Source organism: Bradyrhizobium sp. 155 (assembly GCF_023101105.1).
In the GTDB taxonomy this organism is placed as follows: domain Bacteria; phylum Pseudomonadota; class Alphaproteobacteria; order Rhizobiales; family Xanthobacteraceae; genus Bradyrhizobium; species Bradyrhizobium canariense_D.
Genome location: NZ_CP064704.1, coordinates 119,329 through 146,075, shown reverse-complemented (window position 1 = coordinate 146,075; position 26,747 = coordinate 119,329). Strand labels below are relative to the sequence as shown.

The window sequence follows — 26,747 nt, the reverse complement described above, 5'->3', positions numbered from 1 at the left end:
GATGTCCGTCGTTATCCGTCTCGCCCGCGCTGGCACCAAGAAGCGTCCCGTCTATCACGTCGTCGTCGCCGATTCGCGCTTTCCGCGCGATGGCCGCTTCATCGAGCGTCTCGGCTATTTCAACCCGCTGCTGCCGAAGGACAACGAGACCCGGCTGAAGCTCGACATGGACAAGGTGAAGGCCTGGCTCGCCAAGGGCGCGCAGCCGTCGGACCGTGTATCGCGCTTCCTCGACGCCGCCGGCGTCAAGAAGCGCGAAGTGCGCAACAACCCCGAGAAGGCCGTGCCGCGCAAGGAGCGCAAGGCGCAGGCCGAAGCCGCCGCGAAGGGTTAAGGCCAGATCATGCCGGCGCTGGTCTGCGTCGCGCGGATCGGCGCCGCGCATGGTGTGCGCGGCGCGGTCAAACTGTGGACCTTCACGGAAGATCCGTTTGCCGTGCGGAGCTACGGTCTGCTTTCGTCCAAGGACGGCAAGCGCCAGTTCGAGGTCGCAACGGCGCGCGCGGCCAAGGATCATCTGGTTGCAACGTTCAAGGGCGTCACGACTCGCGATGAGGCCGAGCGCCTCAACGGCATCGAGCTCTACGTCGCGCGCGAAAAGCTGCCCGCGACGGACGAGGGCGAATATTACCACACCGATCTGATCGGGCTCGCCGCCGTCACCATGGCCGGCGATGCGCTCGGCCGCGTGCTCGCGATCCACAATTTCGGCGCCGGTGACATCATCGAGATTGCGCCGCCCACAGGCACCACGATGCTGCTGCCGTTCACCGATGCGGTGGTGCCGGAGGTCGACATCGCCGGCGGCCGCGTCGTGATCGCGCTGCCGCAGGAGATCGCGGGCGAGGATCCCTCCCCGGGTCGTCCCGGCGAAGGCCGAGACCCATAACCACAGTGCCAGAATTTTTAGCTAAGCTGATCGCGCCAGCCGTCGCCAAACGAAGTGCGGTGGTTCTGGGTCCCGGATCTGCGCTCCGCTTGTCCGGGACGACAATAACTGAGATCCGATGACCAACCCCTCACCCTGGCGCGCGACGGTGCTGACGCTGTTTCCGGAGATGTTTCCGGGGCCGCTGGGCGTGAGCCTGGCCGGCCGGGCGCTGGCTGGCGGGCTCTGGGAGCTGGAGGCGCGGGACATCCGGGCCTCGGCCACCGACCGCCACCGCAGTGTCGATGACACCCCGGCCGGCGGCGGACCGGGCATGGTGCTTCGGGCCGATGTTCTGGCGGCCGCGATCGATGCCGCCGGGATCGGGCCGGACCGGCCGAAACTGCTGATGAGCCCGAGGGGTCGGCCATTGACCCAGGCCCGGGTTCTCGAACTCGCCAAGGGCCCGGGTCCTCTGATCGTCTGCGGGCGGTTCGAGGGGGTGGACCAGCGCGTGATCGACGGGCGGGGCCTGGAGGAGGTCTCGATTGGGGATTACGTCCTCTCCGGCGGCGAAATCGCGGCCTTGGCCCTGATCGACGCCTGTGTTCGGCTGCTTCCGGGCGTGATGGGCAAGGAGGCCTCGGGAACCGAGGAAAGCTTCTCGGACGGCCTGCTCGAATACCCCCAATACACCCGGCCGCAGCGGTTCGAGGGAACCCCGATTCCGGAGATCCTGACCTCCGGTGACCATGCCAAGGTCGCCAGCTGGCGGCGGGAGGAATCCGAGGCCCTGACCGCGGCCCGGCGACCGGATTTGTGGGCCCGGATCCCGAGCAAAGTCCCGAATCGGGGCGGACGCCAAAAAACGCCAAAAAACAAGACAGACGGGTGACAAACGCTCCGGCTTGCCTTATAGCAGCGGCCACATCCGCAATGGCTGGATAAACGAATTTCGCGCAGCCCCCGTTTTCCAAGGCTGGGCGCGCCGATGGAGATTTACCCATGAACCTGATCCAACAGCTCGAAAAAGAGCAATTCGACAAGCTCTCCGCCAACAAGGAGATTCCGGAATTCGGCCCCGGCGATACCGTGATCGTCAACGTGAAGGTCGTCGAAGGCGACCGCACCCGCGTGCAGGCCTATGAAGGCGTTTGCATCGGCCGTTCCGGCGGCGGTCTCAACGAGAGCTTCACGGTGCGCAAGATTTCGTACGGCGAAGGCGTGGAGCGCGTGTTCCCGGTGATGTCGCCGATGATCGACTCGATCAAGGTGGTGCGCCGCGGCAAGGTGCGTCGCGCCAAGCTCTATTATCTCCGCAACCTTCGCGGCAAGTCGGCCCGCATCGTCGAGAAGAAGCAGGACCGTCCGGCTGCCGTCAACGAGTAAGCTCCGCTTACAGGCGAGTTTCCAAAAGCGCGGGGCCAACCCCGCGCTTTTTTGTTGCGTCAGCCGTGCGCGTCAAAGCCCTCGCGATTCCGGTTCGGCCTGCTATATATTCTTGGAATGTTTCCAGATTTGACCAGCCTCTCGCCCGTCAAGCGCGTCGTCATCGACGATCGCTCGCGGCTGCCTGGCCGGTTCTTCGGACGCTTCGCGACCTCGGCAACGTCAGAGCTTACGCGCGCAGCCTAAAAGCTGCGCTGACGATTTTGTTGCCCGCGCGCTATCCGCGCAACCCGCTCTACACAACATTCCTGGAGCTGACGCTCATGTCCAAGCCGACCACATTGTACGACAAGATCTGGAACGACCATCTGGTGCACGAAGCCGAGGACGGCACCTGCCTGCTCTATATCGATCGCCATCTGGTGCACGAGGTCACTTCACCGCAGGCGTTCGAAGGCTTGCGCGCCACCGGACGCAAGGTGCGCGCGCCGGAGAAGACGCTGGCCGTCGTCGACCACAACGTGCCGACCACCGACCGCACCAAGCCGAACCCCGACCCTGAAAGCATCGAGCAGATCAAGGCACTGGCCGACAACGCCCGGGAATTCGGCATCGAATATTACGACGAGTTCGACAAGCGTCAGGGCGTCGTCCATGTCATCGGCCCCGAGCAGGGCTTTACGCTGCCCGGCACCACCATCGTCTGCGGTGACAGCCACACCTCGACGCATGGTGCGTTCGGCGCGCTCGCGCACGGCATCGGCACGTCGGAAGTCGAACATGTGCTGGCGACGCAGACGCTGATCCAGAAGAAGGCGAAGAACATGCGCGTCACTGTCGACGGCAAATTGCCGGATGGCGTGACGGGCAAGGACATCATCCTCGCCATCATCGGCGAGATCGGCACCGCGGGCGGTACCGGCTACGTGCTCGAATACGCCGGCGACGCGATCCGTGCGCTCAGCATGGAAGGCCGCATGACGGTCTGCAACATGTCGATCGAAGGCGGTGCACGCGCCGGACTGGTCGCGCCGGACCAGAAGGCGTTCGACTTCCTGCGCGGCCGCCCGAAGGCACCGAAGGGCGCCGACTGGGACGCGGCGATGCGTTACTGGGAGAAGCTGCGCTCGGACGAGGGCGCGCATTTCGACCACGAGCTGCGGCTCGATGCCGCGAAGCTGCCGCCGATCGTGACCTGGGGCACGAGCCCTGAAGACGTGATCTCGGTCACCGGCAGCGTGCCCGATCCCGACAAGATCGCGGACGAGGCCAAGCGCCTGTCGAAGCACCGCGCGCTGAAATACATGGGCCTGACCGCGGGGACGAAGATCACCGACATCAAGCTCGACCGCATCTTCATCGGCTCCTGCACCAACGGCCGGATCGAGGATCTGCGCGCCGCCGCCAAGATCGCGGAAGGCAAGCAGGTCGCAGGCGGCGTCAACGCCATGGTCGTGCCGGGCTCCGGCCTCGTGAAGGAGCAGGCCGAGGCTGAAGGTCTGGACAAGATCTTCATCAAGGCCGGCTTCGAATGGCGCGAGCCCGGTTGCTCGATGTGCCTCGCGATGAACCCCGACAAGCTGGCTCCGGAAGAGCGCTGCGCCTCGACCTCGAACCGCAACTTCGAGGGCCGCCAGGGCTTCAAGGGCCGCACCCATCTGGTGTCGCCGGCGATGGCCGCAGCCGCTGCGATCGCGGGTCACTTCGTCGACATCAGGGAGTGGCGGTAAGCTGCTCCCTGCAATTTGAGTGATTGCGGCAAACCGCCGTTAATCGGCAGCGCCGACACTGTGTCCTCGCGAGCGTTTCGCGAGGACACCAGCTCATGGCCAGCAAGCCTGAATATGTCGATCTGATCAGCGCGGCGACGCCCCAGCACCGGCGGCGCGCGGCACCGCTGCGCATGGTCGCCAAGCCCGAGGTCGAGGAGGCCTCGAAGCTCAGCCGCTGGCCGCCGGCGATGTTCAAGCAATGGAAGCTGGAGAACCTCACGCGCTGGACGTCGGCGACGTGGAAACTGAAGGATTGGCTTTAGGCCACCGGATGAACAAGGGCGCCGTCGAGGCGCCCTTTTCATTTCGGTCGTGCTTACCAATAGCGATACGGATGGTGCCAGCGATGCCAGCGGCAGACGCGGCGCGGGCCGTAATAGGTCCAGATGACCCGGCAGCGGCGCGGATGGCTGTAATAGGGATAGTAGCCGCCATAGTAGCGCCGGTGGAAATGGCGATGGCCGTAATAGGCGGGACGATAGATGCCGTAGCGATGGAATCCGCCTCCGCCATAGTGGCGAACTCCGCCGTAACGATAGCCGCCGCCATGAAAGGCGGGTGCGGCCCGGAAGCCACCAGCGTGGAAACCACCGCCGCGGAAGCCACCGATATGTCCTCCGCCACCGTGGAAGCCGCCTCCACCGTGGAAACCGCCGCCGCCATGAAAGCCGCCGCCATGTCCACCACCACCGCCGCCGCCGTGGCGAACCTGGATCATGTCGTCACTTGCGGCCTTCGCCGCAGGCAACGCGGTCGGATTGACTGGTGTCATCGCTTCAGCGCGGCGCGTCGTGCCGGCCGACAACATCAGCGTCGCGGCGGCCGCAATTCCGAGCAAGCGCATCCGGCTTGCCTTGAGACCCAATATCCTCAGCATCGACTTCTCCCTGAATCTGGACAGCGGAGTTGCGACGCTCGCTCCCGGCTCGCGTCATCCGTGTTCATTGGCGGTCGCTCCCGAGATTAAATTACGGACAGCGACGTGAACCCATCATGAATGAACGGCATTCCGCGGAAGCGCCTGCAGGCTAGTGCATCACCGCCACGGTCCATAGCCGAACACGAATGGCGCCGGCACGGCATAGGGATAGGGGCGGTAGAAGACCGGCCGCGCGTAATAATGCGGATCAGGACGCGGAGCGTAATGCATGATGTCGGGCCGCACATGTCGCCCTCCGTCGAACGCCGCGCGCCCTGCCGAGGCATCCGGCAGCTTCGTCACCCTATGCGCTGCAAAAGCGTGAGGCAGGCCTGCGGCAAGTCCGGCAGCGACGGCCAACGCGATCCATCTCATCATGACGGCCTCTGCCTGCAACATGGCGCTTCATCGGCGCGCGACGGCATCGCGCTCGTATCAGCCCCGGCGCCAGTAGCAGCTCATATGCGGCACGATCACCGTGCCGCTCGGGCGATATTCCTGCACATAGGTGGCGTTGCACTCGCGGACCGCATCGGGACCGGGATTGTAGCGGGGATAGACGCCATCCGGACTGTAATAGGGCGTGACGCGCAGGCGCGCCGGGGTCCGCTTGCGCGGCGGCGGCAGATCGTCTCGCGAGGCCGCTTGGGCCAGCCTGATCCCGGGAGCCGCGGTCTGGGCCTCCGCGCCAACGCAAAACTGCGAAAACAACCCCATGCACAGTAGCGTCAGCGCTGTTTTCGCTCGCATTTTTCTGCCCACCTGAACGTCCACTTCGAGGCCTACGCTCCCCGTTTTGACGGCGCTCGTCAACCTCGCCGCGCTTATAAAGCCGGATGCATCGCCGCGAAACCCACGCTATGAGAAGCCCATGTGGACGGAATTGAAAGCGCCCTCGCTGGCCGAGATGGAAGCGATGGCGCATGAAGTGTTCGAACGCCTGCCGGCGGAGTTTCGTAGGCTGTGCGAGGGCGTGATCATCCGCGTCGACGACTTCCCCACCGAGGAAGTCCTGGACGAGATGGCATGCGAGAGCGAGTTCGACCTGCTCGGCCTGTTCCAGGGCGTCGGCCTGCCGCAGCAGAGTTTTGCCGACGTGGCGCGGCTGCCCAACATGGTCTGGCTCTACCGCCGGCCGATCCTGGATTACTGGGCCGAGCACGACGAAAGCCTCGGCCATATCGTTCGCCACGTCCTGATCCACGAGATTGGCCATCATTTCGGCCTGTCGGACGACGATATGTCCGCGATCGAGGCTCAAGAGCCGGGTTGAGCAGAGAGCCCGGTTAGGCAGACGAGATCTGCCGAATTCGGCCTAGGATTTCCGCCCCGATCGCGATAAATACCGGTTCCCTAGACCATCCCGGGAAAGCGCAACCATGGACAAGTTCACCACGCTGGAAGGCGTCGCGGCGCCGCTGAAGATCATCAATGTCGACACCGACATGATCATTCCGAAGCAGTACCTCAAGACCATCAAGCGCACCGGCCTTGGCAAGGGGCTCTTCTCCGAGCAGCGCTACAAGGACGACGGCAGCGAGAACCCCGATTTCGTCCTCAACCAGCCCGCCTATCGCAACGCGAAGGTGCTGGTCGCCGGCGACAATTTCGGCTGCGGCTCGAGCCGCGAGCACGCGCCCTGGGCGCTGCTCGACTTCGGCATCCGCTGCGTGATCTCGACCTCGTTCGGCGACATCTTCTACAACAACTGCTTCAAGAACGGCATTCTGCCGATCCGCGTGGCCCAGGAAGACCTCGACAAGCTGTTCGACGACGCCGAGCGCGGCGCCAACGCGACGCTGACGATCGACCTGCCGAACCAGGAGATCCGCGGTCCCGACGGCGGCAAGGTCAAGTTCGAGATCGACCCGTTCCGCAAGCACTGCCTGATCAACGGCCTCGACGACATCGGCCTGACGATGGAGAAGAAGGCCTCGATCGACACCTATGAGGACAAGCTAAAGCGCGAACGCGCCTGGGCCTGATCTCAAGTTTTTGTTCAAGCCCCGGTGCTACAAGCGCCGGGGCTTTTTCTTTGTTCTGATTATCCCGTATCTTTCGAGCATGATCTTGTCGGAAAACCGCTGCACACTTTTCCGGATCATGCTCTAAGCTCCGCGCATGCTGCCCGACATCGTCACCTTCTGGCACGGCCCGATGGACGCCTTGCGCCAGACCTGTCTGCGCTCGCAGCTGGCTGCCGGCCACAAGGTCACGGTCTACAGTTTTGACACCATTCCCGGCCTGCCCGCAGGCGTCGAGAATGCCGATGCCGAAGCTATCCTGCCACATGCGTTCTCCGAACGATTGCGACCGCCGCAGCCGGACGGCAGCTGGCGCGACTGGACCACGCTTCAGTTCAGCGACTTCTTCCGCATGAAGCTGATGGCGAAGGACCTCGGCCTCTGGCTCGACGCCGACGTGCTGCTGCTCAGGCCCGTCGAGATCGATCCGGCAAAGCCCTATTTCGCGTGGGAGCGGCCGCGCCAGCTCGGCAACTCCGTGATTTACCTTCCACCTGAACACGGCATCGTTGCCGCTTTCGAAGAGCTGATGGAGCAGGAGGAGCTGACGCCGAACTGGCTGTCGCTGCGCCATCGCGTCACGTTTGCGATGCGCCGCCTGCGCGGCGGCTCGAACCGCCTCTCCGACATCCGCGTCGCGATCTTCGGGCCGGCGGCACTCACCGCGCTCGCGCGCCGCACCGGCGAGCTGCACTGCGCCTTGCCGAAGCAATCGTTCTACGCCGTGCATGCCGAGCCAAAACTGTTCTTCGATCCCTCGAGCTATCTCGGCCTCGTCACCGACCGCGACATCATCGGCCTGCATATCTCGCCCAAGGGCCGCGGCGGTGAGAAGCCGATCCCGGGCAGCCTGTATGCGTGGGCGGCGGAGCGGTTCGCATAATTTTCTCCGCTGTGCGGCGCTCTCGCGCCCGGACGCAGCGCAGCGCGAAGCGGTGCGTTGCTGAGCCGGGGCCCAGCGATGCGGCGAGATGGCTCCGGCTCTGCGAGCAGCGCTTCACGCTGCAGCGCGTCCGGGACACGAGAGCTGTATTTGATCCAGCGCAACGCGCACCTGCACCATTGTGCCTAATCTCGCTCCAATTCCGTCGTTCGAATGGAGCTTCGCATGAGCACCGCAACCAGGCCTTATCCCATTGTCCAGGACCTCATCGAGTCCTTTGCAAGCTGGCTGAAGCATCGCCGCGAGCTGAACGAGATCCGGCAGCTCGACCGCGCCGATTTCGACCGGATCGCGCAAGACCTGCGGATCGCGCCTGACGATCTGGAAGATCTGGTCCGTCACGGCAAGCACGCCGCCGACGAGCTGCCGAAGATGCTGGAGCAGCTCGGCATCAGTGCCGAAGGGCTCGGCCGCGCGCATCCGCTGCTGCTGCGCGACATGGAGCGGGTGTGCGCGCTTTGCAGCCACAAGGGCCAGTGCGATCGCGAGCTGGCCGACGGCACCGCCGCGGAGAACTATCACGGCTTCTGCGCCAATGCCTCGACACTGGAGTCGCTCGACCGTGCGGATCACGCGCATCGCTAAGGCGTTGCCCTTATCAAAGGATTAGTTTAGCGGCAGGATGTCCCGCCGGTGCTAGATCACGCCCGTACGGGCACAAGCCTCGCGCCGGGCAAATCCTTTGACGAGTTTTCTGCAAGCACGATAGCGCTCTTCCATGCTCGTCCCACTGACATTGCCTGACGGGCTCGGTTCGGCCGCGCTTTCCTTTTTGGCGGCACGAGGCTGCGAGGTTTTCTCGCGCTTGCTTGAAGCATCCTCCGGCGCTGGCACGAGCTTCCAGACAGGGCGGAGCTCTATGTTCGCCTTCTCAGTTGGATTTTCCTTGTTGACGGACGACAGCGTAAGGACGTTCTTGTCCATCCTGACGGTGACGGGTGTTCCGCTGATGGAAAATTTGTCGTTCACAATGTATTCGGCAAACGACCGGTACCCCGCCTCATCCTTCACCCACGATGCCTTTGTCGGCGGTCCCCAGAGGTAGTGTCCCTTGGCTAACCCGGTGGCAGAGACTTCCGTAACGATCAGCATGGCATACCGTCCTTTGCCATTCGTCCATCCACGTTTGTTGGACCACACGCCGACAAATCTGGAGTTAGCATTGAGCGGATCATTCTGATCAGGCGATATAGCGTAGCTTGGCAGTTTGAGTTGCTGAGCTGCCGCGATGGCTGCAACTTTCTGGTTATCTTCGGGCGCAAATAGATTTCGGACGACGGTTTTTGCGTCCGGTTTCGGAGGGGCAGCTGGGGATGAGAGCACCGCAACTTCGTTGGCCTTGAAATTCTTCACCCGCTGGCGCGCTTCTGCGGCGTGGCTGCTGCGGGGGTACCTGGTCAGAAACTCCTCGTAGAGGCCTGCCACCATGGACGTCTGGATAGCCAGCCAAAACTTCTCGTCCTCCGCGGCATCTGCAGGCGCGGGAGCCGACGCGACTGGCGCTTGAGCGCTCGCCACCGGAGCTCTCAGGTAAATCTCTTCCTTCGACAAAGAGCCGTATACGAAAGGCTGCTGCTCGCGTCTGGTGGCCGCCATCACGTCGTCACGAACACGACGAAACAGAAACGATATCTCCAGCCCCGGCGTTTCAATGTGGCGAAGGAGCGATGCCGTGAATGGGCTGTTCCGGCCATCCCCGTCGCTTGCCGTAGTACCGTCCCGGGCGGCGTACGCAATCAGAACGTTATCGGATGGCTCCGTCGGAGCGAGTCCGCGAGCCACGGCCCGGGTGCTCAGCGAGCGTCTCATCTTTGCGGCAAAAGGATTGTTGCGGCATGCGTCCAGTATCACAAGGCCCAACTTTCGTGCCTTCGAAACCTGAAGGCTCACCGAGCGCAGGCTGATGGCCTCGCTTTCGATGTCGGTATCGCTGCGCAGCTCTGCGCCGACCGGAATCAGCCAGTTCTCGCCGCTGACCTCCATGCCGTGTCCGGCATAGAAAACGACCGCAAGGTCTGCTCCCTCCGCAGAGCGGCCGAACTCGACGACAGACTTCCTCATCTCTTGCGCAGTCGCGTTCTTGACCTGGGTGACTTTGAAGTCGAGCCGCTCCAGCGCGCGGCCGATGTCGGCCGCATCGCGCGTCGGGTTCGGCAACTCGGCTACCTTCTCATAGGCGCCGTTACCGATGACGAGCGCAACCCGAACCTGCTGCGCAAGCGCCGGCGTGGCGAATGGAAATGACGTAACGAGAAGGACTGCTAGGAAAAAAATGCGCATCAAATGCTTGCCCGGATCAATATCGAGCGTGAGGGTAGCATTGTCTTTCACCACCGCAACGGGAAAAGCCGGGATCGTGGTCGTTCAGAGAACCGCGGCTCCCCGAGCATACCGGTAACCGCGTCAATGTTCGTTCGGCTTGAGCGCAACCGCCTGCCCTCAGCCCTTCCCCATCGCCGCAATCGCGTCCGCGATCTCGATCGTGCGCCGCGCCATGTCGGCGTGCAGCCGCTCCACCATGGCGCCGTCGAGACGGATCGCGCCGCGCGAGACGTTCTCCGGCAGCTCGAACGCGGCGATGATCTTTCGCGCGCGCGCGACTTCCTCCTCCGGCGGGGTGAAGATCGCGTTGCAGGCTTCGATCTGCGAGGGGTGAATCAGCGTCTTGCCGTCGAAACCGAGATCGCGGCCTTGCGCGCATTCGGTGGCGAAACCATCGGAGTTGGCGATGTCGCTATAGGGGCCGTCGAGGATTTCGAGGCCATGGGCGCGCGTCGCCAGGATGCAATGGGAGATCATCGGGATCATCGCCGCGCGGCCCGGCAGCATCTTGATGCGCGTCTCGCGCGAGATGTCGTTGGGCCCGAACACGAAGCCTGACAGGCGCCGCGCTGGATCGCGCCCGGCGGCAGCGAGTTCTTCGGCATGCAGTACCGCGCGCGCGGTCTCGATCATGGCCCAGACCTTTACGGTCGGCGCCGCGCCGAGTTCGGCGAGACGGCGGCCGATCGTGTCGAGCTCCTCCACGCGTGAAACCTTTGGAACCAGGATGCCGTCGGGCGAGGCATTCGCCGCCATCGCGACATCGTCGGCCCACCAGGGCGTGTCGAGGCCGTTGGTCCGGATCAGGATCTCGCGCTTGCCGAACCCTTTGGCCGCGATCGCGGCCGCGATGCCATCGCGTGCCACTGCCTTGGCATCGGGCGCGACGGAGTCTTCCAGGTCGAGGATCAGGCCGTCGGCGGCGAGATTGCGCGCCTTTTCCAGCGCGCGGGGGTTGGAGCCGGGCATGAACAGATGGCTGCGGCGCGGGCGGGTCATGCAAGCGTTCCTTCCGGTTTCCTCATCTCATTCCGACCGAAGCCGATAGCATCTGGCCTGCCTATTCGAAAGGCTTGTTCGTCCCAGCGGTATATGATTAGGCATAGGCCATGACCACATTCCCAGAGCATTTGCTGGAAGGCTACAAGGCCTTCGCCACCCAGCGGCTGCCGACCGAGCAGACCCGCTACCGCGAGCTGTCGGTGAAGGGGCAGTTCCCTGAAGTGATGGTGATCGGCTGCTGCGACAGCCGCGTCTCGCCCGAAGTGATCTTCGACGTCGGGCCGGGCGAACTCTTCGTCGTCCGCAACATCGCCAATCTGGTGCCGGTGTATCAGCCCGACGGCAACGCGCATGGCGTCTCGGCGGCGCTGGAATATGCCGTGACGGTGCTGAAGGTGAAGCACATCGTGGTGCTCGGGCACGCCCAGTGCGGCGGCATCCGCGCCTTCGTCGACAAGATCGAGCCGCTCACGCCGGGCGACTTCATCGGCAAATGGATGCAGATGTTCATCAAGCCGGGCGAAGTGGTGGAGCAGCGCGACCACGAGACCATGGCGCAATTCGTCGAGCGCATCGAGAAGGCCGCGGTGTTCCGCAGCCTGGAAAACCTGATGACCTTCCCGTTCGTGCAGAAGGCGGTCGAGAGCGGCCAGATGCAGACCCACGGCGCCTATTTCGGCGTCGCGGAGGGATCACTGTTCGTGCTGGACAAGGCGGCGAAGGAATTCAGGAACGCGCGCGAGATGGCGTAGGTCCGCAGCTCTTGTGGGGTGGGCAAAGCGAAGCGTGCTCACCACTTTTCTAGCAATTGTGGAAAGATGGTGGGCACGGCGCTTCGCGTCTTTGCCCACCCTACGGCAGCACGGCTTACGCCGCCTTCTTCTTCGCGCTGATCAGCTTGCGGTTGATCAGGACTTCCGCGATCTGGATCGCGTTGAGCGCGGCGCCCTTGCGTAGATTATCCGAGACGCACCACAGCACGAGACCGTTCTCCACCGTCGCGTCCTCGCGGATACGGCTGATATAGGTGGCGTCCTCGCCGGCGGCTTCATACGGCGTGGCGTAGCCGCCGGGCTCATGCTTGTCGATGACGAGACAACCCGGCGCCTTGCGCAGGATGTCGCGTGCTTCGTCCGCGCTGATCGGGTTCTCGAACTCGATGTTGACGGCCTCGGAATGGCCGACGAAAACTGGCACGCGCACGCAGGTCGCGGAGAGCTTGATCTTGGGATCAAGAATCTTCTTGGTCTCCGCCATCATCTTCCACTCTTCCTTGGTGTAGCCGTCCTCCATGAAGACGTCGATCTGGGGGATGACGTTGAAGGCGATGCGCGCCGGAAACTTGTTATTGATCAGCTCCTGGTTGGTGTAGACGGCCTTGGTCTGCGAGAACAGTTCGTCCATCGCGTCCTTGCCGGCGCCCGACACCGATTGATAGGTCGAGACCACGACGCGCTTGATCGTCGCCTTGTCGTGCAGGGGCTTGAGCGCGACCACGAGCTGCGCGGTCGAGCAGTTCGGGTTGGCGATGATGTTCTTCTTCTTGAAGCCCGCAGTCGCGTCCGCATTCACTTCCGGCACGATCAACGGCACGTCCGGGTCCATGCGCCAGGCCGAGGAATTGTCGATCACGACCGTGCCGGCGGCGCCGATCTTCGGCGACCATTCCTTCGACACCTCTCCGCCGGCCGACATCAGGCAGATGTCGACGTCGGAGAAGTCGTAATGCTCCAGCGCTTTGACCTTCAGCGTGCGGTCGCCGTAGGAGACCTCGACGCCCATGCTGCGGCGTGACGCCAGGGCCACCACCTCGTCCGCAGGGAATTTGCGCTCGTCGAGGATGTTGAGCATTTCCCGTCCGACATTGCCGGTCGCGCCGACGACTGCGACTTTGTAACCCATCGTTCACTCTCCGACGAAAAAGCTCTTTCCTGAAGCTGAGGCTTAAACAGGAAGAGCAGCGCTTCTATGCGAGAACCGGCCTCAAGACAACGTTGGACCATGCCTTAGGGACGTGGATGCACTCGCCCGAGGCCAGCACGGCCGCAAACCCCACCCAGATCCATCTGGCGCTTGCAGCCTTCGCCGACGAGGTCGTCGGCACGCTGGCGCGCCTGTTCGCCTATGTGGGGATTTTGGTACTGTTTGCCATCCTCGGCCTTGCCGCACTCGGCCAGCTGCCCAACTTGCGCGACGATGATCCGGCGCTGAAGCCCGATTGGAGCGTGGCCGACCGGTCGCCTCCGGCCTTCGCCCTTAGCCGGCTCGATTCGTCAGAAAAAACAGCTTCTTACGCGATCTTCAGGCATCCCGAAGGCGGCCGCAGGGACGTGATGCGCTGGGCCAGCGAGGCAGACAGGACCGTGGCCGAGCTCGAGATTTACCGGGAAGGCGGCGAATTCGACGTGACGCGTCCAGCAACAATGGATCTGGCCGTCCGGATGGGACTGGGCACCGCGACCCCGCTGGAGCAAGCCGGCCTGATCGACACGAAATTCGGCCCCGTCGCCCTATTCCAGCCGACCGGTCCGGCGGAGGGCGCGCGGGCCTGCCTCGGCTACCTCAAGCGCAGCGAGGAGCCGGCGCTCCAGATCTCCGGATTCTCCTGCCAGGGCGACAGCCTGCCTGCGCGGCGCGCCGCGATCGCCTGCACGCTGAACCGGCTAACGCTGCTGACCTCGGGCAACGAGCCGAAGCTGGCCGAATTGTTCGCCCATGCGGAGCTGAAGCGCCGCCCCTGCGCGCCCCCGGGCGCGTCGGACTGGCTGCTCGGCGCCGCCAATGCGCAGTTGCGCGGCGCGCTCTGATCGGCATCAAGCTCAAGTGGCTGTATCCATGCAACTTTTGCCGGCGCGCACGATTATTCAGCGCTGGTGTGACCCAATAGACCTAGTTGCAGCCGCCCCGGCCGGGTTAGTATGAGCGTGAAATTGATTGGCGGCTTGCCGCCTGAAGGGGACGTGATGAGCTCGAATTTCTCTGCCGCGAACAAACTGGCGATGTGGCTTACGGCCGGCGCCGTGATTGCCATGTCCTCAGCCTTCGCGACACCCGCCTCGGCCGACACCAAGAAGCAGCGCTATGACAGCGGCCGTCACTATTACGGCCCGAGCGGCCCCAATTCGAGCTATCAGCAGGGCCGCACCCGCATCTATGTGAGCAAGCGCTCCTGGCTCGACGGCGGCACCGAGGTCAATCCGGGCGACCGCAAGTTCTCCGACTACGCCTTCCCGCCGGCGGTAGGCTATCCGACCTTCGCGCGCGAAAATCTCAACCGCCCGATCGATCGCCAGCCGCTGAGCACGCCGCAGGATGTTGGCGGCTATCCGCAGAATTTCCCGCTGTACTGAGGCGGACATATCGACCGAATCAAATGGCCGGGCTCGCGCCCGGCCATTTTTGTTTGTCGTGTAGCCCGGATGGAGCGAAGCGCAATCCGGGATTTTCGACACGCGGGAAGAACGCCGGATTTCGCTTCGCTCCATCCGGGCTACGGCTCTAAGCGTGCAGCTTCTGCAATTCCTTCAAGATCGCTTCGCCCATCTGCGTGGTCGAGGCGGCAGTGGTGCCTTCCGACTTGATGTCGGCGGTGCGCAGGCCGCTGGCCAGCACCGCGGCGATCGCGGCGTCGACCTTGTCGGCGAGCGCGCCCATGTCGAAGGAGTAGCGCAGCGCCATGCCGAAGGACGAGATCATCGCGATCGGATTGGCGAGGCCCTGGCCTGCGATATCAGGCGCCGAGCCGTGCACGGGCTCGTACAGCGCCTTGCGCTTCTTGCTCTTGACGTCGACCTCGCCGAGCGAGGCCGAGGGCAGCATGCCGAGCGATCCCGTCAACATCGCAGCAATGTCGGACAGCATGTCGCCGAACAGATTGTCGGTGACGATGACGTCGAACTGCTTCGGCCATTTCACCAGCATCATGCCGCCGGAATCGGCGAGCTGATGCTCGAGCGTGACGTCGGGATATTCGCGCTTGTGGACCTGGGTCATGACCTCATTCCAGAGCACGCCCGACTTCATGACGTTGCGCTTCTCCATCGACGTCACCTTGTTCTTGCGCTTCTTCGCAAGCTCGAAGGCGACGCGGCCGATGCGCTCGATCTCATAGGTGTCGTAGACCTGGGTATCGATGGCGCGCTTCTGGCCGTTGCCGAGATCGGTGATGGTCTTGGGCTCGCCGAAATAGACGCCGCCGGTGAGTTCGCGCACGATCATGATGTCGAGGCCCTCGACCGCCTCGCGCTTCAGGCTGGAGGCCTCCGCCAGCGCCGGGTAGCAGACCGCGGGACGGAGGTTGGCGAACAGACCGAGATCCTTGCGCAGGCGCAGTAGGCCGGCTTCGGGGCGCACCTCGTAGGGCACCGCGTCCCATTTGGGACCGCCGACCGCACCGAAGATGATGGCGTCGGCCTCCTTGGCCTTGGCCATGTCGCCTTCCGAGATCGACACCTTGTGTGCGTCATAGGCCGAACCGCCAACGAGGCCGGTGTCGGTCTCGAACTTGGCGATCCCCGCCGAACTGAGCCAGTCGATCAGCCGCTTCACCTCGCCCATCACCTCGGGGCCGATACCGTCGCCGGGAAGCAGCAGCAGTTTGTGGGTCGCCATGGTCGTTTCCTCTGAGGTCGATTTCGGCCGGAGTGCTAGAGCGGCGTTGCGTGCTTGGCAAGACACCATTGCCGCTTCGGTTCTGTGCAACGCGGGCAGGGCCTGCCACACTGCGCATGCCGGAGTACCCATTTGCACGCCCCTGAACGTCCCCCGCCCGACGCCCATCCCGCGCGGCTGATCCTGACCCTGTCGCTGGCTGCGACGGTTGGGCTGGGTATCGGCCGCTTCGCCTATTCGCTGGTGCTGCCCGACATGCGGGAGGACCTCGGCTGGTCCTACTCGGCGGCCGGTTTCATGAACACCATCAACGCCGTCGGCTACCTCGCGGGCGCGCTTGTGGCATCCCGGTTGATCGAACGGGTCGGCTGGTCGGCCGCGATCCGTGGCGGAACCCTGGCCTGCGTCGCCGCGCTTGCGACTTGCGCGCTGACCGGGAACTTCGTTGCGCTGAGCCTGGCCCGTCTCGTGCTGGGCGTTGGCGCCGCGGCCGGTTTCGTCGCCGGCGGCGCGCTGGCCGCTTCCATTGCGCAGTCGCGCCCGGAGCGGGCCAATTTCCTGCTGAGCCTGTTCTATGCCGGACCCGGCATCGGCATTCTCGCCTCGGGCCTGATCGCCCCGTTCACGCTGCAATATTTCGGGCCGGGCTCGTGGTGGATCGTGTGGTGGGCGATGACGCTGCTGTCTGTCGTCATGACCGTGCCGCTGTTCCTGGTCCGCATCGAGAGCGGCGTGCGTTTCTCGCAAGGCGGCCACGGCGCCTTCGCCATTTTTCCGGTGCTGATCTACCTCGCCGGCTACTTCCTGTTTGGCGCGGGTTACATCGCCTACATGACCTTCATGATCGCCTATGTGCGCGACGGCGGCGGCGGGGCCGCAGCGCAGGCCGCGTTCTGGAGCCTGATTGGCTTGAGCGCCTTCGTCACGCCGTGGGCCTGGCGCCGCGTGCTCGCGCTCGATCGCGGTGGTCTTGCCACCGCCATCATCCTCGGCACCAACGCGCTCGGCGCCGCCCTGCCGATGCTCGGGCATTCGCCGGCATGGCTCGCGGTCTCGGCGATCGTGTTCGGCGTCGCCTTCTTCGCCGTAGTCGGCTCGACCACCGCCTTCGTGCGCTTCAACTATCCGCCCGAGGTGTGGCCGACCGCGATCGCGGCGATGACGATCTCGTTCGGCGTCGGCCAGACGCTGGGCCCGATCGTGGTCGGCGCGATCACGGACGCGCTGGGGAGCTTGAGTTACGCGCTGAATGTGTCGGCGGCGCTGCTGGCGCTGGGCGCGGTTGCCGCGCTGTGCCAGCGGAAAGTGGAGCCGGCCTCATAACAAGTGTCGTCCCGGCGAAGGCCGGGACCCATAACCACAGGGAGCATTTTGGGGAAGACTGGTCGTTCGGGATTGGCATCTAGCGAAAATCGATAGACCTCGCGGTATGGGCCCCGGCCTTCGCCGGGACGACAACAGCTAGCTTCCGCTGAACGAATTGTACCCCTGGTCTTCCCAATAGCCGCCCTTGTAGTCGTTGGTGACTTCCATCGACACCACGTATTTCGGGTTCTTGAAGCCGAGCTTGGTCGGCACGCGGATCTTCATCGGGAAGCCGTAGGCGCGCGGCAGGATTTCGCCCGCATATTTGAACGTCATCTGGGTCTGCGGATGCAGCGCGGTGCGCATGTCGAGCGGAGAATTGTAGCCGTCCTTGTCGGCGCACTGGAACCAGACATACTTTGCGCGGGTGTCGGCGCCGATCAGCTTAAGGAAGTCGCGCATGGGTGTACCGGTCCAGCTGCCGATCGCGCTCCAGCCCTCGACGCAGATGTGACGGGTGATCTGCGTAGCCTGCGGCAGCTTGTACAGCTCGGGAAGCGTCCACGACTTCTTGTTCTCGACGAGACCGCGGACTTCGAGCTTCCAGTCGGCACCGTCGACATCGGGCGCGTCGTCGAGATCGTAATAGGCGTTGAACGGAAACGGTTTTGTGATCGCGCTCTCGGGAAACGTCGGCGCCAGCGCGTCGGGATTGAAGATGAAATCCTGCACGGCATCGTTGAATTTCGAAACCGACTTCAGCATCTCCTCCGCGGAGGACGAGTCGATCACGTCGCAGCCGGTGAGCAGCGTCAGCGCCCCGAGGCTTGCGCCGCCCGCGATGAAGCGGCGGCGGCTGACCTCTGGCATCGTCTTGATGGAATCCTTGATCAGCAGCCGCTTGTCGACGCCCGGGATCAGGAATGAGCGCTTCGCCATGACTCTCTCTCCACTCAACGGCCGATGATCATCGCGCGCAGGCTCTTCGGCACCAGCAGCGCGAGTAAAACATGAATGACCAGGAAGGCGCAGATCGCGGCCATGCAGAAGAAATGGATGTAGCGCGCGGTCGGATAGTCGCCGAACAGGGACACGAGCCAGTGCAGTTGCACCGGTTTCCACATTCCCAGCCCCGACAGCACGATGATCACGCCGATCAATATGATGCCGGCATAGAGCACGCGCTGGACGTAATTGTAGACGGAGAGATCGGCATGGCCGAGCTTGAAGGTCAGCGCAGCCCTGACGTCGTGGAGCACGCCGGATGGGGTGATCGGCAGCAGTTTTTTCCGGAAGCGGCCGGTGGCAAGGCCGGTGACGAGATAGGCAAGGCCGTTGATCATCAACAGCCACATCGCCGCAAAGTGCCAGAGCAGGCCGCCACCGAGCCAGCCGCCGAGCGTGTACTCGCGCGGAAAGCTGAAACCGAACAGCGGCGAGGCGTTGTAGATCTGCCAACCCGACAGGATCATCAGGATCATGGCGAAAGCGTTGATCCAGTGCATGACCCGGACCCAGGCCGGCTGGATCACTTTGGCCGGGGTGGCGCTGACCTGCTCGTCGGTGACTGTGAGGCTCGACATGGCGGTTCCGTCCTGAACATCGTCTGACAGCAATTATACGCCGATGCTTCCGCTTTCGTTACGCCCTGTTCGGCATCGAATCCATGTCGGCTGGCTATCGTGGTCACAATAAAGCGAGCCGGGTACCCCCGGCTCGCCATTTCGTCGCATCCGGTTCGGGGATGAAGCCGGACGGCGCGGTGTTTACGTCGCCGGCATCAGCACGGTGTCGACCACATGGATTACACCGTTCGACTGGTTGACATTGGAGATCGTCACCATCGAGGTACCGCCCTTGGCGTCGAGGATCCAGACCTTGCCGTCCTGCTTCTTCACCGTCAGCTCCTCGCCTTCGGCGGTCTTCATCTTCTTGCCGTCGGTGAGGTCGGACGCCTCGAGCTTGCCGGGCACGACATGGTAGGTGAGGATCTTGGTCAGCGTCGCCTTGTTCTCGGGCTTCACCAGAGTGTCGACGGTGCCGGCCGGCAGCTTGCCGAAGGCGGCGTTGGTCGGCGCGAACACCGTGAACGGACCCTTGCCTTCCAGCGTCGGCACCAGGCCGGCCGCCTTCACCGCCGCCACCAGCGTGGTGTGGTCCTTCGAGTTGACGGCGTTCTGGACGATGTTCTTGGACGGGAACATCGCGGCGCCGCCGACCATGACGGTCTTTTCCTCGGCGCGGGCGGGCGCGACGACGGTCGCGGTGATGGCCAGCGCGCTGAAGGCCGCAGCGGTGAGATAGGCAATACGCTTCGACATGGAGGGTCTCCCGATTGGATTGTGACCGGCGATTGCCGGCGTTCGAGTTGGGCAACAACAGTGGCTGCGACCTGCGAGTGTGAAGCAGCAGCGCCGTCGTTGGCTCGAACTACGGGAGCGTTTGCGAAGCGGTTTCGAACAAAACTTCTTTGTGATGGGTGAAACTAAGTGCGTGGTTCTCCGTGGGGGGCGTCATTGCGAGGAGCGAAGCGACGAAGCGATCCAGGCTGCCACCGCGGATGCACCGCTGGATTGCTTCGCTTCGCTCGCAATGACGCGCCTCGACGATCTACCTGCCGCTCAATCCCTGTTGTGCGGCGTCTGGATAAACCCGCGATTATGCGTCGGGCTGATCAGCAGTTCATTGATGCACACCCGCGCCGGCATGCTCGCGATGAACGCGATGGTGCGGCCGAGATCTTCGGATTGCAGCATCCTGGCCTGCTCCTCCTCGCTCGGTACCACCGGGCGCAGCTTCAGGATCGGGGTCGCCACCTCGCCCGGCATCAGGCAGCAGGCGCGCAAGCCGTTGACGCATTCGTCCATGTTGAAGGAATGCGTCAGCGCCAGCACCGCATGCTTGGTCGTGGTGTAGGCCGGGCCCGGCATTTTCGAGACGTGGCGGCCGGCCCAGGACGAGACGTTGATGATGGAGCCGTCCTGCTGCTTGCGCATCGTCGGCAGCACCGCGCGCATGCAATAGAGCACGCCGTTGAGATTGACCTGGACCAGCTGGTCCCAGCCCTCCAGTTCCATGTCCTTCCAGCTCCGCTTAGGGACATTGATGCCGGCATTGTTCACCAGCAGGTCGATCCGGCCGTGCTTCGCAACGATTTGATCAGCCGCCTTCTGGGCCGCGGCGGCGACCGACACGTCCAGCGCGATGGCCTCGGCGGCCCCGCCCGTCTGGGCGATCTTCGCGACCACGGTATCCAGGGCGTCCTTGCGCCGGCCCGAAACCACCACCGTCCAGCCGTCGGCCGCCAGCGCCTCGGCGCCGGCCTCCCCGATCCCGCTGCCCCCGCCTGTCACCCAGGCCACGCGTTTCCCGTTTTTGGTCATGCAAACTGTCTCCGTTGCTTCATCGGGGCGGTTTTTGCTAATCCAGCCCTCGGTTTTGACCGGCCTCTGACGATCGTTGCGGTCAAGCCTTGCGGTCGAGGAAATCTTGCATGAACCAAGCTGCCAACGCCAATCTGTTTTCCCGCCTGTTCGACGGCCTCGACGATCCGAAGCGCCTCGCGATCGAGACGCATGACGGGGTCCGCATCAGCTATGGTGATCTGATCGCCCGGGCCGGACAGATGGCCAATGTGCTGGTCGCGCGCGGCGTGAAGCCCGGCGACCGCGTTGCGGTGCAGGTCGAGAAGTCCGTGACCAACATCGTGCTGTATTTGGCCACGGTGCGGGCCGGCGCAGTCTATCTGCCGCTCAACACCGCCTATACGCTCAACGAGCTCGACTACTTCATCGGCGATGCCGAGCCCTCGCTGGTGGTCTGCGATCCCGCCAAGGCGGAGGGCCTCGCCCCCATCGCCGCCAAGGTGAAGGCCAAAGTCGAGACGCTCGGGCCTGACGGCAAGGGCTCGCTGACGGACGCCGCCGACAAGACGAGCAGCGAATTCACCACGGTGGCGCGCGCAAACGACGATCTCGCCGCGATCCTCTACACGTCCGGCACCACCGGCCGCTCCAAGGGCGCGATGTTGACCCACGACAATCTGGCGTCGAACTCGCTCTCGCTCGTCGGCTTCTGGCGCTTCACCGACAAGGACGTGCTGATCCACGCACTGCCGATCTACCACACCCACGGCCTGTTCGTGGCGACCAACGTGACGCTGTTTGCGCGGGCATCGATGATCTTCCTGCCGAAGCTCGACCCGGATCTGATCATCAAGCTGATGGCGCGTGCCACGGTGCTGATGGGCGTGCCGACGTTCTATACCCGTCTGCTCCAGAACGCTGCGCTGTCGCGCGAAACCACAAAGCACATGCGGCTGTTCGTCTCGGGCTCGGCGCCGCTGCTCGCCGAAACCCATCGCGAATGGTCGGCGCGCACGGGGCACGCGGTGCTCGAGCGCTACGGCATGACCGAGACCAACATGAACACGTCGAATCCCTATGACGGCGAGCGCGTGCCCGGCGCGGTCGGCTTTCCGCTCCCCGGCGTGTCCGTACGCGTCACCGATCCCGAGACCGGCAAGGAGCTGCCCCGTGACGAAATCGGCATGATCGAGGTCAAGGGCCCGAACGTGTTCAAGGGCTATTGGCGCATGCCGGAGAAGACCAAGGCGGAATTCCGCGACGACGGCTTCTTCATCACCGGCGACCTCGGCAAGATCGACGCCAAGGGTTACGTCCATATTCTCGGCCGCGGCAAGGATCTCGTGATCTCCGGCGGCTTCAATGTCTACCCGAAGGAAATCGAGAGCGAGATCGACGCCATGCCCGGCGTGATCGAATCCGCCGTGATCGGCGTGCCCCACGCTGATTTCGGCGAGGGCGTCACGGCGGTGCTGGTCTGCAACAAGGGCGCCGATGTGACCGAGGCCGCGGTGCTGAAGGCGCTCGACGGCCGGCTGGCCAAGTTCAAGATGCCCAAGCGGGTCTTCGTGGTCGACGAGCTGCCGCGCAACACCATGGGCAAGGTGCAGAAGAACGTGCTGCGGGATACGTACAAGGATCTTTACGCGAAGAAATAGGGGCGCAACTGCTCCGGGCTGGGGGGACATGAACCGAGAGCAAGCTAAGAAGATACACAAGCACCTGCTCGATGCCGCCGCAGCATTCCGGCGAGCGGAGGCCGCGATCGTCGATGTTGGCGATGACGGCCGAAAGCTGTTTGCAGATCCGCTCGTAACGGCGGTTTTCCATTTGCAATTCAAGCTTCTGCGATTGATCTACAAGCGATTTCCGGATCTTGAACCGCCGGGACGGCCTGCCACCATCGACAGCACACTCCGGTGGGAAGACGTTTCACTTCCGTCCTCTGTGCTGGAGACCGATTTGGATCGCGTCATTTTCTCTGTCATGAAGTCGCGATGGCAGAAGTTCGCAATGGTCCTGTACTGCGCGGTTGAGAGGGTCGAAAAGGAAGAAGCGCTAGCGGCTCCCGTCGATTTTGAGGTCTTTGCGGCCCGCATTCAGGCGTTGGTTGAGGCCGACCTCCTGGAGGCGCAAGGCAATCTTCAAATGTGGGGCCACAGCGAAGTGAGATTGAAGGACCGGTCCGTCAATTAGTGCCCACCCACCAGGCTCATCACAAACCTGCTGCCGACGATGAACAGATAGCACCCGAACGCGACTTCCAGCGTCCGCTTCGACATTGCATGCGCAGCCTTCACACCGAGCGGTGCCGTCACAAGGCTCATTGGCATCACCAGGACCGCGCCGATCAGCGAGACGTAACCGAGCGCGAACGGGACCTGCAGGGCTGCAACGGCCGGGTAGCTCACCGCCGCAGGCCAACCGGCATAGATGTAGCCGAGCGCGCCGGGGATCGAGATCAAGACCGCGAGCGCCGACGATGTCGCCACTGCCTGGTGGATCGGGCGGCCGTAGAACGTCATCAGCAGGTTCGAGAACAGGCCACCGCCGATGCCCATCAACGTCGACAAAATGCCGACGCAGAAGCCGTAGATTCGCATCAAGGGGCCCTTCGGCAGATCATCGCCGAGCTTCCAGCTCTCGCGCGCGAAGATCAGCCGTACCGCGGCCGACCAAGCGACGGCGACGAACACGATCTTGAACAGTCGCTCCGGCGCGTAACGCGCGACCACGCTGCCGGCGACGACGCCGATCAGGATCGGCAGCCACCAGACCCGGAGGATCGCAAGATCGACGGCGCCGCGCCTGTAGTGCGCCTGGAACGAACGGATCGAGGTCGGAATGATGACAGCGAGCGAAGTGCCGATGCAGAGCGGCATGCGCACCTCGAGCGGCACACCGGCGATGCGGAAGCACTCGTAGAACACCGGCACCAGAATCGCGCCGCCGCCGATGCCGAACACGCCGGCCAAAAATCCGGAGAGCGCGCCGGTTGCGATCAGCAGCAGCGCGAGTTCGGCGATCTCCTTGATATCAAGTCCTGCAATCACCCCTGACCTGCCCCGGCGATGGGTCGCAACTTCTCCGATGCATCGCTCGGAAACGGCTGCCCGCAATGCTCTAGGCGATCTGATTTGTCGGGTCGACCGCCGCATCTCCGGTCCGGGGTGGGATGCGGACTGCGCATATCCGCCCGTCTCGCGAAAAATCGGCGCGCTTCGCGGAACTTGGAGATTGCTTGCCGACCATCCCTACCGGTTCGAACGTCATGAACTGACTGGCTCGAACCCTGGCCGGCCCGCAGCGGCTTGGAGCCGTTCCAATAGTAATTTCAATGCGTCTCGGGTCTCATTACAAGAGGTGAATTTATATTCTATCTTTAGCCGGTGCGCCACCCCTCTGGTATACCAAGTCTCCGATTGGCCTTGTTACATCAAGGGCCTAGAGCTGAACTCAAGTTCGGTTTATGGCGATTTGGTGATTGCGCAGGTGAAATCGACTCCGTAAATAGAGCCGACCTTTCGCGATCCCCGCGCGCCCCATGCTGGGCCGCAATAAAGCAATTGAAGCCCATGACCGCACGGATCGAACGACCGCTTTCGCCGCACATTCAGACCTACCGCTGGACCCTGACGATGGCGCTTTCCATCGTCCATCGCGCCACCGGAATTGCCCTCTACGCCGGAACGCTGCTGCTGGCCTGGTGGCTGATTGCGGCGGCCTCCGGCCCCGCCGCCTATAGCCACGTCCAAGCCTTCACCGGCAGCATCATCGGCCGCCTGATCGTGTTCGGCTACACCTGGGCGCTGATGCACCACATGCTCAGCGGCATCCGGCATTTCGTCTGGGACCTCGGCTACGGCTTCAAGGCCAATGAGCGCGAAGCGTTGACCTGGGGCGCCCTGATCGGCGGCATCGTGCTCACGGTCCTCATTTGGATCATCGCCTACGCGATCGGAGGCGGACGATGAGTTTCGACGAATCCCACGGCGCCCCGAAGGGCTCCTCCATGCGCACCCCGCTCGGCCGCGTGCGCAATCTCGGCGCGGCGCATTCGGGCACCTCCGATTTCTGGCGCCAGCGCATCACCGGCGTCGCCATGACGCTGCTGATGATCCCCGTGATCGTGATCGTGATGATGCTGCTCGGCCGCAACCAGGCCGGCGCCGCACAGATTCTCGGCTCGCTGCCGATCGCGGTGATCCTGCTGCTCTTCATCTTCGCCAGCGCCTGGCACATGAAGATCGGCATGCAGGTCGTGATCGAGGACTACATCCATAACGAGAAGCTGAAGCTCATCTCGATCATGCTCAACAACTTCTTCTCGTTCGCCGTGGCGCTCGCCTCGACCTACGCGATCCTGAAACTTTCCTCCGGAGTCTAAACCCATGGCCACAGAGACCAATGGCAAGGGCAACGGCGCTCCCGCCACCAACGGCAAAGCCTATCCGATCGAAGATCACACCTATGATGTCGTCGTGGTCGGCGCCGGCGGCGCAGGCCTGCGCGCCGTGGTCGGCTGCAGCGAAGCCGGTCTTCGTACCGCCTGCATCACCAAAGTGTTTCCGACCCGCTCGCACACCGTCGCGGCGCAGGGCGGCATCTCGGCGTCCCTCGGCAACATGCACAAGGACGACTGGCGCTGGCACATGTACGACACCGTGAAGGGGTCGGACTGGCTGGGCGACCAGGACGCGATCGAATACATGGTGCGCAACGCGCCCGAGGCGGTCTACGAGCTCGAGCATTGGGGCGTGCCGTTCTCGCGCACCGAAGACGGCAAGATCTACCAGCGCCCGTTCGGCGGCATGACCATGGACTACGGCAAGGGCCAGGCGCAGCGCACCTGCGCCGCCGCCGACCGCACCGGCCACGCCATGCTGCACACGATGTACGGCCAGTCGCTGCGTCACGCGGCCGAGTTCTTCATCGAGTTCTTTGCCATCGACCTGATCATGGACGACCAGGGCACCTGCCGCGGCGTTATCGCGCTCAAGCTCGATGACGGCACGCTGCACCGCTTCCGCGCCCAGACCGTGATCCTCGCCACCGGCGGCTATGGCCGCGCCTATGCATCCTGCACCTCGGCGCACACCTGCACCGGCGACGGCGGCGGCATGGTGCTGCGCGCCGGTCTGCCGATGCAGGACATGGAGTTCGTGCAGTTCCACCCGACCGGCATCTACGGTTCGGGCTGTCTCGTCACCGAAGGCGCGCGCGGCGAAGGCGGCTATCTCGTCAACTCCGAGGGCGAGCGCTTCATGGAGCGCTATGCGCCCTCCGCCAAGGATCTGGCCTCGCGTGACGTCGTCTCGCGCGCGATGACCATCGAGATTCGCGAAGGTCGCGGTGTCGGCAAGAAGAAGGACCACATCTTCCTTCATCTCGACCATCTCGATCCCGCGGTGCTGGCCGAACGCCTGCCGGGCATCTCGGAATCCGCAAAGATCTTCGCCAATGTCGACGTGACGCGCGAGCCGATCCCAATTGTGCCGACCGTGCATTACAACATGGGCGGCATCCCGACGAACTATCACGGCGAAGTCCTGACCAAGAAGGACGGCGACGACAACGCCATCATCCCCGGCCTGATGGCGATCGGCGAGGCCGCCTGCGTCTCCGTGCACGGCGCCAACCGCCTCGGCTCCAACTCGCTGATCGACCTCGTCGTGTTCGGACGCGCCGCGGCGCTGCGCCTCGCCGAGAAGCTCACGCCGAACGCCAGCCAGCCGGAATTGCCGGCGAATTCGTCCGACCTGGCGCTCGGCCGGCTCGACCACTACCGCTACGCCTCCGGCGGCACGCCGACCGCGAAGCTGCGCGAAGGCATGCAGCACGTGATGCAGAACAATTGCGCGGTGTTCCGCACCGGCGACATCCTGAGCGAAGGCCAGAACCTGATCGAGAAGGTCCATAGCGGCATCATCGACATCGCCGTATCCGACCGCTCGCTGGTGTGGAATTCCGACCTGATCGAGACGCTCGAATTCGACAATCTGATCTCGCAGGCGGTGGTGACGATGAACTCGGCCGCCAACCGCACCGAGAGCCGTGGCGCGCATGCCCGCGAGGACTTCTCCGAGCGCGACGACAAGAACTGGATGAAGCACACGCTGGCCTGGCTGGAAGATTCCGGCAAGGTCAAGATCGAGTACCGCCCCGTTCACGACTACACCATGACCAACGACGTCCAGTACATCCCGCCCAAAGCTCGCGTTTACTAA

31 protein-coding genes are annotated in these 26,747 nt (G+C 63.7%); 19 read left to right on the top strand and 12 right to left on the bottom strand.

Annotated features, from left to right (window positions below; all coding sequences use genetic code 11):
• Nucleotide 1 precedes the first annotated feature (1 nt).
• From rpsP to IVA93_RS00705, 6 genes are all read left to right on the top strand, one after another.
• Entirely contained in the window at nt 2–334 is a 333-nt protein-coding gene (rpsP, locus tag IVA93_RS00730) for a 30S ribosomal protein S16 (protein WP_007598827.1), read from the top strand.
• A 9-nt stretch (nt 335–343) separates the two neighbouring features.
• Nucleotides 344–889, top strand: coding sequence for a ribosome maturation factor RimM (gene rimM, locus IVA93_RS00725; protein WP_018459805.1), 546 nt, complete (start codon nt 344–346; stop codon nt 887–889).
• Nucleotides 890–1,007: 118 nt separating this feature from the next.
• The gene (gene trmD / locus IVA93_RS00720; RefSeq protein WP_018459804.1) at nt 1,008–1,763 is read left to right on the top strand and encodes a tRNA (guanosine(37)-N1)-methyltransferase TrmD; all 756 of its coding nucleotides are present in this window, start codon (nt 1,008–1,010) and stop codon (nt 1,761–1,763) included.
• 110 nt (nt 1,764–1,873) lie between these two features.
• Nucleotides 1,874–2,257: a 50S ribosomal protein L19 gene (gene rplS, locus IVA93_RS00715; protein WP_018459803.1), complete on the top strand. Its 384-nt coding sequence runs from the start codon at nt 1,874–1,876 to the stop codon at nt 2,255–2,257.
• Nucleotides 2,258–2,580: 323 nt separating this feature from the next.
• Entirely contained in the window at nt 2,581–3,987 is a 1,407-nt protein-coding gene (gene leuC / locus IVA93_RS00710) for a 3-isopropylmalate dehydratase large subunit (protein WP_026233880.1), read from the top strand.
• 95 nt (nt 3,988–4,082) lie between these two features.
• Entirely contained in the window at nt 4,083–4,292 is a 210-nt protein-coding gene (locus IVA93_RS00705; RefSeq protein ID WP_018459800.1) for a hypothetical protein, read from the top strand.
• A 53-nt stretch (nt 4,293–4,345) separates the two neighbouring features.
• On the opposite strand, the gene IVA93_RS00700 is transcribed toward IVA93_RS00705, so the two are convergent.
• From IVA93_RS00700 to IVA93_RS00690, 3 genes are all read right to left on the bottom strand, one after another.
• The gene (locus IVA93_RS00700) at nt 4,346–4,906 is read right to left on the bottom strand and encodes a hypothetical protein (protein WP_026233879.1); all 561 of its coding nucleotides are present in this window, start codon (nt 4,904–4,906) and stop codon (nt 4,346–4,348) included.
• Nucleotides 4,907–5,065: 159 nt separating this feature from the next.
• A complete protein-coding gene (locus tag IVA93_RS00695) occupies nt 5,066–5,326 on the bottom strand; it encodes a hypothetical protein (RefSeq protein ID WP_026233878.1) in 261 nt (86 codons plus the stop codon).
• Nucleotides 5,327–5,383: 57 nt separating this feature from the next.
• Nucleotides 5,384–5,665, bottom strand: a complete 282-nt coding sequence (locus tag IVA93_RS00690) for a hypothetical protein (protein ID WP_018459797.1) — start codon at nt 5,663–5,665, stop codon at nt 5,384–5,386.
• Between the two features lie 154 nt (nt 5,666–5,819).
• On the opposite strand from IVA93_RS00690, the gene IVA93_RS00685 reads away from it, so the two are divergent.
• From IVA93_RS00685 to IVA93_RS00670, 4 genes are all read left to right on the top strand, one after another.
• Nucleotides 5,820–6,221 carry a metallopeptidase family protein gene (locus IVA93_RS00685; protein WP_026233877.1) on the top strand — a complete coding sequence of 134 codons (402 nt, stop codon included), beginning with the start codon at nt 5,820–5,822 and terminating at the stop codon, nt 6,219–6,221.
• 106 nt (nt 6,222–6,327) lie between these two features.
• Nucleotides 6,328–6,933, top strand: a complete 606-nt coding sequence (leuD, locus tag IVA93_RS00680) for a 3-isopropylmalate dehydratase small subunit (protein WP_018459795.1) — start codon at nt 6,328–6,330, stop codon at nt 6,931–6,933.
• A 136-nt stretch (nt 6,934–7,069) separates the two neighbouring features.
• On the top strand, nt 7,070–7,855 hold the full coding sequence (locus IVA93_RS00675; protein ID WP_018459794.1) for a glycosyltransferase family 32 protein: 786 nt from the start codon (nt 7,070–7,072) through the stop codon (nt 7,853–7,855).
• A 225-nt stretch (nt 7,856–8,080) separates the two neighbouring features.
• Complete coding sequence (locus IVA93_RS00670; RefSeq protein WP_026233876.1) at nt 8,081–8,500, top strand: hypothetical protein; 420 nt, start codon at nt 8,081–8,083, stop codon at nt 8,498–8,500.
• A 51-nt stretch (nt 8,501–8,551) separates the two neighbouring features.
• On the opposite strand, the gene IVA93_RS00665 is transcribed toward IVA93_RS00670, so the two are convergent.
• Together IVA93_RS00665 and IVA93_RS00660 are read right to left on the bottom strand one after the other, a co-directional pair.
• Complete coding sequence (locus IVA93_RS00665; protein ID WP_247789614.1) at nt 8,552–10,246, bottom strand: caspase family protein; 1,695 nt, start codon at nt 10,244–10,246, stop codon at nt 8,552–8,554.
• Nucleotides 10,247–10,354: 108 nt separating this feature from the next.
• Nucleotides 10,355–11,236 (bottom strand): HpcH/HpaI aldolase/citrate lyase family protein, encoded by an 882-nt coding sequence (locus tag IVA93_RS00660; RefSeq protein ID WP_018459792.1) that lies wholly within the window; start codon nt 11,234–11,236, stop codon nt 10,355–10,357.
• A gap of 110 nt (nt 11,237–11,346) precedes the next feature.
• Between IVA93_RS00660 and IVA93_RS00655 the strand changes: the two genes are divergently transcribed.
• Nucleotides 11,347–11,991, top strand: a complete 645-nt coding sequence (locus IVA93_RS00655) for a carbonic anhydrase (RefSeq protein WP_018459791.1) — start codon at nt 11,347–11,349, stop codon at nt 11,989–11,991.
• Between the two features lie 115 nt (nt 11,992–12,106).
• Here IVA93_RS00655 and IVA93_RS00650 read toward each other — a convergent pair whose 3' ends face one another.
• Nucleotides 12,107–13,141, bottom strand: a complete 1,035-nt coding sequence (locus tag IVA93_RS00650) for an aspartate-semialdehyde dehydrogenase (protein WP_018459790.1) — start codon at nt 13,139–13,141, stop codon at nt 12,107–12,109.
• A 116-nt stretch (nt 13,142–13,257) separates the two neighbouring features.
• Between IVA93_RS00650 and IVA93_RS00645 the strand changes: the two genes are divergently transcribed.
• Nucleotides 13,258–14,046, top strand: coding sequence for a hypothetical protein (locus IVA93_RS00645; RefSeq protein ID WP_018459789.1), 789 nt, complete (start codon nt 13,258–13,260; stop codon nt 14,044–14,046).
• A gap of 156 nt (nt 14,047–14,202) precedes the next feature.
• Entirely contained in the window at nt 14,203–14,589 is a 387-nt protein-coding gene (locus IVA93_RS00640) for a hypothetical protein (protein WP_018459788.1), read from the top strand.
• A 148-nt stretch (nt 14,590–14,737) separates the two neighbouring features.
• Here the strand turns inward: IVA93_RS00640 and leuB are convergent, their stop codons facing one another.
• Nucleotides 14,738–15,850 (bottom strand): 3-isopropylmalate dehydrogenase, encoded by a 1,113-nt coding sequence (gene leuB, locus IVA93_RS00635; RefSeq protein WP_018459787.1) that lies wholly within the window; start codon nt 15,848–15,850, stop codon nt 14,738–14,740.
• Between the two features lie 132 nt (nt 15,851–15,982).
• Between leuB and IVA93_RS00630 the strand changes: the two genes are divergently transcribed.
• Entirely contained in the window at nt 15,983–17,173 is a 1,191-nt protein-coding gene (locus tag IVA93_RS00630; RefSeq protein WP_018459786.1) for a YbfB/YjiJ family MFS transporter, read from the top strand.
• Nucleotides 17,174–17,311: 138 nt separating this feature from the next.
• Here IVA93_RS00630 and IVA93_RS00625 read toward each other — a convergent pair whose 3' ends face one another.
• The 4 genes from IVA93_RS00625 to IVA93_RS00610 form a co-directional block, all read right to left on the bottom strand.
• The gene (locus tag IVA93_RS00625; RefSeq protein WP_204512876.1) at nt 17,312–18,094 is read right to left on the bottom strand and encodes a molybdopterin-dependent oxidoreductase; all 783 of its coding nucleotides are present in this window, start codon (nt 18,092–18,094) and stop codon (nt 17,312–17,314) included.
• 14 nt (nt 18,095–18,108) lie between these two features.
• Nucleotides 18,109–18,738 carry a cytochrome b/b6 domain-containing protein gene (locus IVA93_RS00620; RefSeq protein ID WP_018459784.1) on the bottom strand — a complete coding sequence of 210 codons (630 nt, stop codon included), beginning with the start codon at nt 18,736–18,738 and terminating at the stop codon, nt 18,109–18,111.
• A gap of 183 nt (nt 18,739–18,921) precedes the next feature.
• Complete coding sequence (locus IVA93_RS00615) at nt 18,922–19,476, bottom strand: fasciclin domain-containing protein (protein ID WP_018459783.1); 555 nt, start codon at nt 19,474–19,476, stop codon at nt 18,922–18,924.
• A gap of 300 nt (nt 19,477–19,776) precedes the next feature.
• Nucleotides 19,777–20,538, bottom strand: coding sequence for an SDR family oxidoreductase (locus IVA93_RS00610; protein WP_018459782.1), 762 nt, complete (start codon nt 20,536–20,538; stop codon nt 19,777–19,779).
• Between the two features lie 110 nt (nt 20,539–20,648).
• Here IVA93_RS00610 and IVA93_RS00605 point away from each other — a divergent pair, with 110 nt between their 5' ends.
• Together IVA93_RS00605 and IVA93_RS00600 are read left to right on the top strand one after the other, a co-directional pair.
• Nucleotides 20,649–22,178: a malonate--CoA ligase gene (locus IVA93_RS00605; RefSeq protein WP_018459781.1), complete on the top strand. Its 1,530-nt coding sequence runs from the start codon at nt 20,649–20,651 to the stop codon at nt 22,176–22,178.
• A gap of 28 nt (nt 22,179–22,206) precedes the next feature.
• On the top strand, nt 22,207–22,716 hold the full coding sequence (locus tag IVA93_RS00600) for a hypothetical protein (RefSeq protein ID WP_204512880.1): 510 nt from the start codon (nt 22,207–22,209) through the stop codon (nt 22,714–22,716).
• Here the strand turns inward: IVA93_RS00600 and IVA93_RS00595 are convergent.
• Nucleotides 22,713–23,573: a sulfite exporter TauE/SafE family protein gene (locus IVA93_RS00595; RefSeq protein WP_018459779.1), complete on the bottom strand. Its 861-nt coding sequence runs from the start codon at nt 23,571–23,573 to the stop codon at nt 22,713–22,715. The genes IVA93_RS00600 and IVA93_RS00595 overlap by 4 nt on opposite strands.
• A 522-nt stretch (nt 23,574–24,095) precedes the next feature.
• Here IVA93_RS00595 and sdhC point away from each other — a divergent pair.
• The 3 genes from sdhC to sdhA are packed head-to-tail and all read left to right on the top strand — an operon-like array spanning nt 24,096 to nt 26,747.
• Nucleotides 24,096–24,494, top strand: coding sequence for a succinate dehydrogenase, cytochrome b556 subunit (gene sdhC / locus IVA93_RS00590; RefSeq protein WP_018459778.1), 399 nt, complete (start codon nt 24,096–24,098; stop codon nt 24,492–24,494).
• A complete protein-coding gene (gene sdhD / locus IVA93_RS00585; RefSeq protein ID WP_007598776.1) occupies nt 24,491–24,907 on the top strand; it encodes a succinate dehydrogenase, hydrophobic membrane anchor protein in 417 nt (138 codons plus the stop codon). The genes sdhC and sdhD overlap by 4 nt, the downstream gene beginning before the upstream one ends.
• Nucleotides 24,908–24,911: 4 nt before the next feature.
• A complete protein-coding gene (sdhA, locus tag IVA93_RS00580) occupies nt 24,912–26,747 on the top strand; it encodes a succinate dehydrogenase flavoprotein subunit (protein WP_018459777.1) in 1,836 nt (611 codons plus the stop codon).